Annotated in this window: 11 protein-coding genes; 7 read left to right on the forward strand and 4 right to left on the reverse strand. The window is 72.1% G+C overall.

The genetic code is table 11. The features are described from left to right. Nucleotides 1-123: 123 nt before the first annotated feature. Nucleotides 124-396, reverse strand: coding sequence for an usg protein (locus HW578_RS15795; protein ID WP_456308286.1), 273 nt, complete (start codon nt 394-396; stop codon nt 124-126). Nucleotides 397-702: 306 nt separating this feature from the next. On the opposite strand from HW578_RS15795, the gene groES reads away from it, so the two are divergent. From groES to HW578_RS15830, 7 genes are all read left to right on the forward strand, one after another. Further along, nucleotides 703-1,017: a co-chaperone GroES gene (groES, locus tag HW578_RS15800; RefSeq protein ID WP_198371513.1), complete on the forward strand. Its 315-nt coding sequence runs from the start codon at nt 703-705 to the stop codon at nt 1,015-1,017. 53 nt (nt 1,018-1,070) lie between these two features. Then, nucleotides 1,071-2,717 (forward strand): chaperonin GroEL, encoded by a 1,647-nt coding sequence (groL, locus tag HW578_RS15805; RefSeq protein ID WP_198371514.1) that lies wholly within the window; start codon nt 1,071-1,073, stop codon nt 2,715-2,717. 296 nt (nt 2,718-3,013) lie between these two features. Then, nucleotides 3,014-3,994, forward strand: coding sequence for a Bug family tripartite tricarboxylate transporter substrate binding protein (locus HW578_RS15810; protein ID WP_198371515.1), 981 nt, complete (start codon nt 3,014-3,016; stop codon nt 3,992-3,994). Between the two features lie 186 nt (nt 3,995-4,180). Then, nucleotides 4,181-4,384 carry a cold-shock protein gene (locus HW578_RS15815; protein WP_198371516.1) on the forward strand — a complete coding sequence of 68 codons (204 nt, stop codon included), beginning with the start codon at nt 4,181-4,183 and terminating at the stop codon, nt 4,382-4,384. Nucleotides 4,385-4,589: 205 nt separating this feature from the next. Further along, the gene (locus HW578_RS15820) at nt 4,590-5,549 is read left to right on the forward strand and encodes a threonine dehydratase (protein WP_198371517.1); all 960 of its coding nucleotides are present in this window, start codon (nt 4,590-4,592) and stop codon (nt 5,547-5,549) included. Continuing rightward, a complete protein-coding gene (locus HW578_RS15825; RefSeq protein WP_198371518.1) occupies nt 5,546-6,727 on the forward strand; it encodes an amidohydrolase family protein in 1,182 nt (393 codons plus the stop codon). The genes HW578_RS15820 and HW578_RS15825 overlap by 4 nt, the downstream gene beginning before the upstream one ends. Then, entirely contained in the window at nt 6,724-7,467 is a 744-nt protein-coding gene (locus HW578_RS15830; protein ID WP_198371519.1) for an enoyl-CoA hydratase/isomerase family protein, read from the forward strand. Before HW578_RS15825 ends, HW578_RS15830 begins: the two co-directional genes overlap by 4 nt. A 44-nt stretch (nt 7,468-7,511) precedes the next feature. On the opposite strand, the gene HW578_RS15835 is transcribed toward HW578_RS15830, so the two are convergent. The 3 genes from HW578_RS15835 to HW578_RS15845 all read right to left on the reverse strand — a co-directional run. Continuing rightward, nucleotides 7,512-8,024 (reverse strand): cupin domain-containing protein, encoded by a 513-nt coding sequence (locus HW578_RS15835; protein ID WP_198371520.1) that lies wholly within the window; start codon nt 8,022-8,024, stop codon nt 7,512-7,514. 76 nt (nt 8,025-8,100) lie between these two features. Continuing rightward, nucleotides 8,101-10,887 carry an ATP-dependent DNA helicase gene (locus tag HW578_RS15840; RefSeq protein ID WP_198371521.1) on the reverse strand — a complete coding sequence of 929 codons (2,787 nt, stop codon included), beginning with the start codon at nt 10,885-10,887 and terminating at the stop codon, nt 8,101-8,103. 201 nt (nt 10,888-11,088) lie between these two features. Further along, a partial coding sequence (locus HW578_RS15845) for a trypsin-like peptidase domain-containing protein (RefSeq protein WP_198371522.1) occupies nt 11,089-11,870 on the reverse strand: 782 nt, incomplete at its 5' end.

The raw sequence follows: 11,870 nt of genomic DNA on the forward strand, positions 1-11,870 counted from the left end.
GTCCGTCGCCGCAGTCGAATGAGCGCATGCCCGCGCGGCTCGCCCGCGCCGCGCTCGTCGGCGCCGACGAGCGCCGGTGCGCCGCGCCATCGTGGCGCGGCTGCTGGCTGCGCCGTCCCCGGGTCAGTGCAGGGTGAAGACCCCGTTGGCGTAGCGCAGTTCCGCCGGGCGCGTCAGGGCGGTGCAGGCGACCCGGACGGAATGGAGCGGCCCTTCGATCTCGCGGCGCCAGAAGTCGAGGAAGCGGGAGAGCTCGGGGAAGGTCGGCGCCTTGTCCACCTTCTGCCAGACGAAGCTCTGCAGCACATGCGGGTGGTCGGGCAGGTGGTAGAGCAACTCGGCGGTCGTCATGCGCCAGTCGGGGATACGGAGGATCGGTTCCAGTCCCTGCAGCACCGTGGTCTATCCTTTCCCTGAAGGGTGGTTGGCCGTGCGGTTCCGGTCGGCGTCGCCGTCGAGGTGCGGCGTCTGCCGTCATCAGGATGACACGTGCGCCGCAGCAGGCTGCAAGAAAAATCTTTTGAATTCAGCTTATTAGCACTCCCCCTCGGCGAGTGCTGCCAAACGCTTGACGCCAGGGCGGGCGCGGCCTAAGTCGCTGGCACTCCTCTGGGGGGAGTGCTAACGGCCGGTTGGCTCCGGCGACCGGCGAGGCTTCCCAGGGCGAGCCGTCATCAACCCGAGGCTCAGGAGAGGACACCCATGAACTTTCGTCCCCTGCACGACCGCGTTCTCGTTCGCCGCATCGAAGCGGAAGAAAAGACCCGCGGCGGCATCATCATCCCCGACACCGCGAAGGAAAAGCCGCAGGAAGGCGAAGTCGTCGCCGTCGGCGCGGGCACGATCAACGAGAAGGGCGAGATCCGGCCGCTCGACGTGAAGGCCGGCGACCGCATCCTGTTCGGCAAGTGGTCGGGCACCGAGGTGAAGCTCGATGGCGAGGAGCTCCTGATCATGAAGGAGAGCGACATCATGGGCATCCTCGAGGGCACCGCCGCCGCGAAGAAGGCCGCCTGAGGCGCCGCTTCCCGCGAACCGACCGCAACACATTCCTAACGAGGTAAAGACCAATGGCTGCTAAGGACGTGAAGTTCGGCGCGAATGCGCGCGAACGGATGATTCGCGGCGTGGACATCCTGGCCGACGCCGTGAAGGTGACGCTGGGTCCCAAGGGCCGCAACGTCGTGATCGACAAGTCCTTCGGTGCACCGCGCATCACGAAGGACGGCGTGACGGTGGCGAAGGAAATCGAGCTCGCCGACAAGTTCGAGAACATGGGCGCCCAGATGGTGCGCGAAGTGGCCTCGAAGACCAACGACCTGGCCGGTGACGGCACCACCACCGCGACCGTGCTGGCCCAGGCCATCGTGCGCGAGGGTGCGAAGGCGGTCGCCGCCGGAATGAACCCGATGGACCTCAAGCGCGGCATCGACAAGGCCGTGACCGAGGTCGTGAAGGACCTCGAGTCCAAGACCCGCAAGATCTCCACCTCCGCCGAAGTGGCGCAGGTCGGCTCGATCTCCGCGAACGGCGAGACCGAGATCGGCGAGATGATCGCCAAGGCGATGGAGAAGGTCGGCAACGAGGGTGTCATCACCGTCGAGGAAGCCAAGTCCATCCAGACCGAGCTCGACGTCGTCGAGGGCATGCAGTTCGATCGCGGCTACGTCTCCCCGTATTTCATCACGAATGCGGAGAAGATGATCGCCGAGATGGATCAGCCTTACATCCTGATCTTCGAGAAGAAGCTGTCCGGCCTCCAGCCGATGCTGCCGCTGCTCGAGACCGTGGTGCAGTCCGGCCGTCCGCTGGTGATCATCGCCGAGGACGTCGAGGGCGAGGCGCTGGCCACCCTGGTGGTGAACAAGCTGCGCGGCGGCCTCAAGGTCGCGGCCGTGAAGGCGCCTGGCTTCGGTGATCGCCGCAAGGCGATGCTGGAAGACATCGCGATCCTGACGGGCGGCGAGGTCATCTCCGAAGACCTCGGCATCAAGCTCGAGAACGTGACGCTCGCCATGCTCGGGAAGGCCAAGATGGTCCGGATCGAGAAGGAGAACACCACGATCGTCGACGGTGCCGGCGAGAAGACCGCCATCACCGGCCGCTGCGAGCAGATCAAGGCGCAGATCGAGGAGACCACCTCGGACTACGATCGCGAAAAGCTGCAGGAGCGCCTGGCGAAGCTGGCCGGCGGCGTCGCCGTCATCCGCGTCGGTGGCAGCACCGAGGTCGAGGTGAAGGAGCGCAAGGACCGCGTGGACGACGCGCTGCACGCGACCCGTGCGGCGGTCGAGGAAGGCATCGTCCCCGGTGGTGGCGTGGCGCTGCTGCGCGCCTCGCAGAAGCTGGCCGGCCTCAAGGGCGCCAACAACGATGAGCAGGTGGGGATCGAGATCATCCGCCGCGCCATCCAGGCGCCGCTGAAGCAGATCGCCGAGAACGCCGGCAAGGACGGCGCGGTGGTGGCCGGTGAGGTGCTGCGCACCGACACCTATGTGTTCGGCTACGACGCCCAGAAGGACGAGTACAAGGACCTGGTGGCCGCCGGCATCATCGACCCGACCAAGGTCGTGCGCACGGCGCTGCAGGATGCCGCTTCGGTGGCCTCCCTGCTGATCACCACCGAGGCGATGGTCGCCGAGCGTCCCGCGAAGCCGGCGGCTCCGGCCGGCGGCGGCGGCGGCGACATGGGCGGCATGGGCGGAATGGACTTCTGATCCCGGGGCTCCGTCCGTAGTGATGGGGGAGGGCGGTCCTTCGGGGCCGCCCTTTCTTTTTTGGGCCGTCAGTCGGCGGCCGGGCCGCGTCCGCGGCCATTGCCTTCGCGCCGTGGGCTGGCGCGTCGGGGCCGGCGGTTGGTCTGGGCGCGGTCGCGCATTCGCGCTCCCGGATCGCGGCCCGACCGCGATCCGTTTTGTGTGCTGTCGATCGAAGCGCGCCCGCGCCGTTCCGCTTTGGCGCCGCCCGGCGGGATGCTAAGCAGCGCCATCCAACGCCCACCGGGAACCGTCCAATGAAGCGCCGCAGCCTGCTGCTGACACCTGCTCTCTTCGCCCCGACACTTGCCCTCGCCCAGGGCGCCGCCTGGCGGCCCAACCGCCCGATGACCATGATCGTCCCCTATGCCGCCGGCGGGGGCACCGACATCGTCGGGCGCGAATTCGCGCAGATCCTCTCGCAGAAGATCGGCCAGACCGTGGTGGTCGAGAACCGCGGCGGCGCCGGCGGGTCGATCGGCACGCTGCAGGCCGTGCGCGCCCGCCCGGACGGCTTCACCTTCCTCTATGCGGTGTCGTCGAACATCGTCATCAACCCGCATGTCTATCGGACGCCCGAACGCGAGGACCCCGCGCGCGTGCTGGTGCCGGTCGGCATCCTGGCGAACTACCAGTACATCCTGGTGGGCAATCCGCGCTTCCCGGCGACCAACCTCGCGGAGCTCATCGCGCTGGCGAAGGCGCGACCCGGCGAGATCGCCTTCAGCCATTCCGGCAATGGCGGCAACAACCACCTGGCCGGCAAGCTGCTGGCGCGCATGGCGGGCATCGAGCTCGGCGACGTCGCCTATCGCGGCACGGCACCGGCGCTGATGGATGCGGTGAACGGCACGGTGCAGTTCAACATCTCCTCCCCGCCGCCGGCCATTCCGCTGGTGCGCGAGGGGCAGCTGCGTCCCATCGCGGTGACCGGTGCGCAGCGCTCGCCTGCCTTCCCCGACGTTCCCACCGTCGCCGAGCAGGGCCTGCCCGGCTATGCCGTGACCGGCTGGCACGGCGCCTTCTACCCGGCCGGTACGCCCGAGGGCCCCATCGAGATGCTGCGCACGGCGGTCGGCGAGATCGCCGCCATGCCCGCCTTCCACGAGAAGCTCGGTCGCGACGGGCTCGAACCGCTCACCACCCCGGTCAGCCCGGCGGCCTTCGCCTCGCAGGTGCGCGAGGAACATGCCTTCTGGGGCCGTACTATCCCCGAGCTCGGCATCCGCGTCGATTAGCGGCGGCCCATTGCGCCCGCGGTTGACGCTGCGGGCCCGATCTGTGTCCAATTCTTCGGCCTGGCCGAACCGGGCCTCGACTTGCCGTGCCTCCGGATGCCCGGTCGCCTCCAAGCCGCTCCGGGATCGGATGGGCGGATGCCACGGGCGGCGCAAGGCCCGTGGCGAACCGGAGGAGAGGCGCGCATGCCGATCGGCACCGTGAAATGGTTCAACGCAACCAAGGGTTTCGGCTTCATCGTTCCGCAGGATGGCGGCAAGGATGTCTTCGTCCATGTCACCGCCGTGCAGAAGGCGGGCCTCACGGGGCTGAACGAGAACCAGAAGGTCAGCTACGAGGTGGTGACCGAGCGCGGCAAGGCGGCGGCGACGAACCTCAAGATCGTCTGAGGCGCGCCGCGACGGTGCAGGCCTGCGCCGCCGGCGGCACGTCCGGCGTGTTCGCGATCCGCCGCGGCGCACGTGGCGGCACCTTCGGCCTTGCCTGCGCCGGCGTTCGACACGAGGGCCACAAGCCTGTCGCAGGGGGCCCCGTTCCAGCGCGGGGCCAGCCAGGGGCGAGGCACAGCGCCACGGGAGCCGCGAAGCCCATGCCATGTTCACGCTGACCGAGCTCGAAGCCGCCGCGGCGCTGGTCCATGGCGCCTTCGCCCCCACGCCCGCCATCGCCTGGCCGCTGCTGGCCGCACGCACCGGCGCCGAGGCCTGGGTCAAGCACGAGAACCACACGCCGACCGGCGCCTTCAAGGTTCGCGGCGGGCTGGTCTACATGGAGCGCCTGGCGCGCGAACGCCCCGGCGTGCGCGGCGTGGTCAGCGCCACGCGCGGCAATCACGGCCAGTCTCTCGCCTATGCCGGCGCGCGGTACGGCGTGCCGGTCACCATTTTGGTCCCACGCGGGAACAGCGTTGAGAAGAATGCCGCTATGCGCGCCTTTGGCGCGCGACTGGTCGAACACGGCGAGGATTTCGACGCCGCGCGCGAGGAAGCCGCGCGCATGGCCGCGGCCGAGGGGCTGGAATTCGCGCCCTCGTTTGCGCCCGACCTGGTCAAGGGTGTCGCGACCTATGCGCTTGAATTCTTCCGCGCCGCCCCGCCGCTCGATGCGCTGTACGTGCCGATCGGGCTCGGATCGGGCATCTGTGGCTGCATCCTGGCGCGCGACATGCTGGGCCTGCCGACGCAGATCATCGGTGTGCAGAGCACGGGCGCGCCGTCCTATGCGCTGTCCTTCGCCGCAGGGCATGTGGTGACCACGCCGCGCGCCGAGACACGCGCCGACGGCATGGCGACGCGCGTGCCCGACCCCGGCGCGCTCGCCATCATCCGCGCCGGTGCCGCGCGCATCGTGACCGTGACCGATGACGAGGTGGCGGCGGCGATCCGCGCCTACTGGACCGACACGCACAACCTCGCCGAGGGCGCCGGCGCGGCGCCGCTGGCCGCGCTGCTGCAGGAACGCGAGGCGATGCGCGGCAAGCGTGTCGGCCTGGTGCTGTGCGGCGGCAACATCGACATCGACCTGTTCCGCGACTGGGTGCTGGGGGGCGCATGACCGACCTGCTACTGCGCAATGTCCGCCCGATGGGCGGGCCGGCATCCGACGTCCTGGTGCGCGACGGGCGCATCGCCCCACCCGGTGCGGACGCCACGGGCGCGGCCGTCGAGGATGGCCACGGGATGCTGCTGCTGCCCGGCTTCGTCGAGGGCCACACGCATCTCGATAAGACCGTCTTTCACGAGCGCGACTGGCTGGTGAACGAGGTCGGCCCTCGGATCATCGACAAGATCGACACCGAGCGCGAATGGCGCGCGCGCACCGGGCACGACGCCGGCGCGGCCTCGCTCGCGATGGCGCGCGCCTTCCTCACGCAGGGCACCACGCGCGTCCGCAGCCATGTGGACGTGGACACCTCCGGCGGCACGCGGCATGTCGAGCGCGTGCTCGCCACGCGCGAGGCGATGCGCGGGGCGCAGGAGATCCAGGTGGTCGCCTTCCCGCAATCGGGCATCCTCGGCCGGCAGGGTACGGAAAGCCTGCTGGATGCCGCGCTGGCGATGGGGGCGGACATCGTGGGCGGGCTCGATCCCTGCGCGATCGAACGCGATCCGGTGCGGCACCTGAACATCGTCTTCGGCCTGGCGGAGAGGCACCGCAAGCCGGTCGACATTCACCTGCACGAGCAGGGCTCGATGGGCGCCTTCTCGCTGGAACTCATCCTGGAGCGCACCCGTGCCCTGTCCATGCAGGGGCAGGTCGTGGTCAGCCATACCTTCTGCCTGGGCGACATCACGGAGCGCGAGCGCGACGCGCTGCTGGCGCAGATGGCGGAGCTGGGCGTGGCGATAGCCACCACCGCGCCGGCCTCGCGCCCGGTGCCGCTGGTCGCCCCCTGTCGTGCGGCGGGGGTGACGATCTTCGGAGGCAATGACGGCATCCGCGACACCTGGACGCCCTATGGGTCGCCCGACATGCTCGAACGCGCGATGCTCATCGGCCTGCGCAACAACCTCCGCCGCGACGACGAGATCGCGATCGCCTTCGATTGCGTCAGCGCGGCGGGGGCGAGGGGCTGCGGCTTCGGCGAATACGGCCTGCATCCCGGCGCGCGCGCGGACCTGGTCCTGCTCGAGGCGCGCAGCTTGGCGGAGGCCGTGGTGGCGCGCCCGCCGCGTCGGCTGGTGGTCTCCGGCGGGCGGATCGTCGCGCGCGACGGGGCGTTGCTCGCGTGAGCACGCCCGTTGCCGTCGAGGCGGACGGCGCGGTCCACACCATCCGCCTGACCCGCCCTGACCGCGGCAATGCACTTGGTCCCGAGCTGGTCGCGGCGATCGACGCCGCGCTGGATGTCGTGCTCGCTGCCGGCGCGCGGCTCGTGGTGCTGCGCGGGGAGGGGCGGCATTTCTGCACGGGCTTCGACCTGTCGGACCTCGATGCGCTGAGCGAGGGCGATCTCGCGCTGCGCGTGATCCGCATCGAGCTGCTTCTGCAACGCATCCATGCGCTCCCGGTGACGACGCTCGCACTGGCCGGTGGGCGGGTGTTCGGCGCCGGAGCGGACCTGTTCGCCGCCTGCGACCATCGCGTCGCGCTGGGCGGTGCGTCCTTCGCCTTTCCCGGCCCGGCCTTCGGACTGGTGCTGGGCTCCGGGCGGCTCGCCGGGCTGGTCGGCGATGGCCCGGCGCGGCGGCTGCTGTTGGCGGGCGCGGCAATCGAGGCGTCGCAGGCGCTGGCGATGGGCCTCGCGACGCAGGCGGTGGAGGCGGACGCAGTGGACATGGCGATCGGCGCTGCGCGGGATGCGGCGGTCAGGCTCGACGCACAGACGGTCGCCGCGCTGCACGGGCGCACGCGGCGCGCGGATGATGCCGGCGACCTGGCGGCGCTCGCCCGCTCCGTCGCGCGGCCGGGGCTGAAGGAGCGGATCCTGGCCTATCGCGCAAGGCTCCCCGCGACGCGCCCGCGCGGTTGAGGCCAGGCCGGGGATCGCCACCGCGACCCCCGGCCTGCGAGCAATCAGGCCGCCGCGTCGACCGGCTGGTAGGGCAGGCGCTTCACGCGGTCCATGTTGATGCCCTCGATCCGCAGCAGCCGGGTCGGGCCGTCGCGGCGCGGGGAATGCAGGATGCCCGGTTCGTACAGGTACGCATCGCCCGGCCTCATCGCGTAGTCCTTGATGCGCCGCGCCTTGCCGGGCGTGGTCTCGGTCGGCCGCGCGAGGCATTCCCAGTCGGTCATCACCGTCTCGCCCGCCGCCTGGCCGTAGATGGCCCAGCTCGGGCCGTGGTCATGCGGCGGGGAGGTCTTGGCGTCGCGATAGGCGTGCGCCAGCACGGTGAAGCCGAGCTCCGGATCCTCGTAGAGGACCTGCCGCTCCGGCGTCTTGTCGTTGATGTGGGTGGCGACGAAGCCGGGGTCCTTCAGCGCCTCGCCCACCAGGTCGCACACCAGCATGCGGCCGTCGATGCCGGGGTTGTCCTTCAGCGCGGCGCGCGCGCGGGTCACGAAGTCGTCGAGGGTCATGGGCATGGATCGTCTCCTCCTGCCAGAATGCGGAGGACAGCATGCTCCCCGGCGCGGCCCAGCGAAAGGGGCTGCTCCCCGCTCACGGCTCCGCTAGGAAGTCCCGCGTCTCCGCCACGGCCTGCGCCAGGCCGAGCCGGCGGATCAGCACGCCCGACGGCAGGCCCTGCAGCAGCCGCGACGGCGCAGAACGATCCAGCAGCACGAAGACGCCCTTGTCATCGGCGCGGCGGATCAGCCGGCCGAAGGCCTGGCGCAGCCGGTGGCGTGCGATGCGGTCGTCGTAGTCCTTGGGCCGCCCGCCCGAGAGATGCGTCCGGCGTTCGCGGTGCAGGATGGTCGGGCGCGGCCAGGGCACGCGGTCGAAGACCAGCAGGCGCAGCGCGCGCCCGGGTACGTCCACGCCGTCGCGCATGGCATCCGTGCCGAGCAGGCAGGCGTTCTCCTCGGCGCGGAAGACATCGACCAGCGTGGCATTGTCCATCGCGTCGATGTGCTGGGCATAGAGCGGGATGCCGGCCTGTTCCAGCGGCCCGGCGATGCGCGCATGCACATCGCGCAGCCGGCGGATGGCGGTGAACAGCCCGAGCGCCCCGCCGCCCGCGGCCAGGAACAGGGCCTGGAACGCCGCCGCCACCTGGCCCGCATTCTCCTTTGCGACGTCGGTCACCACCAGGCAGCGCGTGCGCGCGGCATAGTCGAAGGGCGAGGGCACGGCGGCGCGGATCGCGGGCAGCGGCAGGTGGGCCGCACCCGTGCGCGCCTCGGCCTCGCGCCAGGTGGCCTCGGGGTCGTCATCCTCGGCCTCGGCCTCGTCGCGCAGGGTCGCGGAGGTGATCAGCACGCCATGCGCCGGGGCGGCGACGGCGGTCGCGAAGGGCAGGGTGGGGTCGAGGTAATGCCGGTGCATCCCCGCATCGCTGTCCTGCCCGCCACGGCGCGTGAGGCTGAGCCAATCGACATGCACCGGCCGCGCGCCGGGCAGCGGCGGGTCGACCTGGGCGGTGGCGAGCATCGCGCCCCAGGCGCGGATCGGCATGAGGGCGCGACGGTCGATGGCGCGGCAGGCGGCCTCGATGCGGATGCGGTCACCGACTTCGAGGTCCTCCGCCTCGTCCTCCAGCCGCGCGGCGAGGCGGTCGCGCAGGCTCGCGAGCGGTTCCTCGATGCGGCGCAGGGCGCGGTCCAGCGCCTCGGCGGCCGGCGGGAGCGCGGCGGTCAGCGGGTGCAGGTCGCATTCGGAATCGTACAGCCCGGCGTCGCGGGATTCCTGCGTGCGGGCCAGCACCTGGTCGCGGGCGGCGCGCAGGAAGGCCTCGGCGGGATGCGGCGCCTCGTCCGGCGTGGCGCGCGGATCGGCGGCGAGGCGCGAAGGCCAGCCGGGGACGGGCAGGGCGCGCGCGGCGTTCAGCGCGGCCTCCAGAGGCGCCAGCAGGTCGGCACGTTCGCCGATCAGCTCCTCGACGCGTCGGCGCAGGCCGCGGGCGCGGGAGCGGCCGCCCTCGGCGCCGAGCAGCCAGCGCCGCACCTCGGCCATCTCGGCGCCGGTGAGGTCAGCGGAGAAGGCGGAATCGGCCGCGTCGAACAGGTGGTGGCCTTCGTCGAAGACCAATCGCAACGGCGGGCCGTCCTCGCCGCCGCCAAGTGCCGCCTGCACCATCACCAGCGCGTGGTTCGCGACGACGATCTGCGCCGTGCGCGCGCGGCGGATGGAGTGCTCGACGAAGCACATCCTGTAGTGCGGGCAGGCGGAATGGATGCATTCGCCGCGCCGGTCGGCCAGCGGCAGCACGGCGCCGGGGCCGAAGAGCTCGGCGATCCAGCCGGGGAAGTCGCCGCCGAGCAGATCCCCGTCGCGCGAGGCGAGCGCCCAGCGCGCCACCAGGCCGAGCGCGATGGCGAGGTAGGGCGGCGGCCCGGCCGAGGTCAGGTCGTCGAGATTCAGCAGGCAGAGGTAGTTCTCACGCCCCTTGCGCAGCACGACGCGCCGCCTGCGTTCCTCGGGGTCGGGAAACAGTCGCGCGGTCTCCTGGTCGATCTGGCGCTGCAGGTTGCGGGTGAAGGTGCTGATCCAGACCGGGGCGCCGTTGCGCTCGGCCCAGAGGCTGGCGGGCGCGACATAGCCGAGCGTCTTGCCGGTGCCGGTGCCGGCTTCGGCCAGCACGACGGCGGGTGCGCCGGGGTGCTCGCGCGGGGCGAAGGCGGCGGCGGCGGCGGAGGCGTAGTCCGCCTGCTGCGGGCGTTGTTCGGCGCCGGGGCCCAGGATCTCGGCCAGGCGCCGCCGTGCTTCAGCCGGTTCGACGGTGAAGGAGAGCGGCGGGGTGGGCGGCGCGGTCTCTTCCCATTCCGGCAGGCGGCGCCAGACCTTGTAGGCGCGGCTGTCGGGCTTCGCCTTCGGGTCGCCGAGCGCGGCCAGGATAGAGGGCGCCCAGGCCCAGCCGGCCTCGCCCATGCGTGCCGCGAGGCCGGCTGCGTCCCGGTTGCGCGGGTGGTCGCGCGTATCGGCCAGGTGGCGCAGCAGGTGGCTGGCGATGTCGGGCAGCAGGGCGGCGGCGGCCTCGTCATTGGCCGGCTGCGCCAGGTCGAGGGCGAGGGCCAGGCCGCGCGGCGTGGGCGCGCAGGGTTCGGCCGGGCGGCAGAAGGCAAACAGCTCCAGCAGGTCGTGCGCCGCCTCGATATGCGGCAGGCCGAGGCGCCGCGCGGTGGCCGGGGCATGGACCAGCATGGGCGCGGTGCCCTCGAGCCGGGCGGCGATGGCGGCGGCGGGGAGGGTTTCGAGCTCGCCCTCGGTGGTCAGCAGCGTGGCGTGGCCGAAGCCCGCGACGAGGCTCGGCACGTCCGGCAGCACGAGTCGCGGGGCGGAGGGCATGGCGCAGGATAGCAGGGGGCGCAGGCGGCGGCAGGTGTCGGCCGGCGCCGGCGCCTGGCACGATGTCGATCGCGGCGAGAATGCGCGCGCTGCCGGCATCGACCGCGAGCGATACGATCGCGCGGCGGAGGACCTGTCGCGGCAGGGGCACGCGGGTCGAGGATGCCGCGCTGTCCATCGCAGGGTGCGCCGGCAGGGCCGTCAGAACCCTCCCGGCGGCGCCGGTCGGTACGCCGCACTCGCTGTCACCACGGTGCAGCGCCCGCCCAGGTAGCCCGGCGCCATCACGCTGAGATCGGCATCGCCCGGCACGGCCAGCGTATCCACCGCCCGCCCCGCCGGGCCGAGCGCGGCGAGGATCGCGGGGGCGGCGAGCGGTTGCGCCCAGCCCTCGCGCGCCGGCTCGAGCCGCGCACCTGTCTGGCCGCGGCGCAGCAGTGGCGCCTCGGTGCTGGCGCTGCCGCTCCAGTCTTCGATGCGGCGTTGGACCAGGATGCCCCGGACGCGTCCCTCCGCGGTGAGCACCGGCGCGCCGGAGAGGCCCGGCGCGATGCCGCGGCCATCGGCCAGGCGCAGGTCGAGCAGCGCCCCCTTCGGCTGGCGGCGGGCCGGCGCCAGGCCGGGGGCGGCGCGGAAGGCGGCCTCGGCGGCCGGACTGTCGAAGCGCGCGAGCGTCAGGATCGCCTGGTCGGACCAGCCGGGATCGAGCGCGGCGAGCGGGTTCCAGGGCCGCGCCGTGGCGGCGACGCGCGCGATGCCGACCGGCGTGCCATCGGGCAGGGAGAGCCGGATGGCCGCTTCGTCCGGCGCTTCCAGTGCGCGGGCGACGACATGCGCGGCGGTGATGACGCGGTTGGGCGCGCCGGGATCGGCGGCGCTGTCGGCGACGATGAAGGCGGTGCCGCGGATGGCGCGCCCGCCGCGCGGGCCGGCGACGCTGACGCGCAGCACGGAGGCGCCCACGCCGGGTGGCAGGGCGGCGG

Source organism: Roseomonas rosulenta, assembly GCF_016106005.1.
Lineage (GTDB): Bacteria > Pseudomonadota > Alphaproteobacteria > Acetobacterales > Acetobacteraceae > Neoroseomonas > Neoroseomonas rosulenta.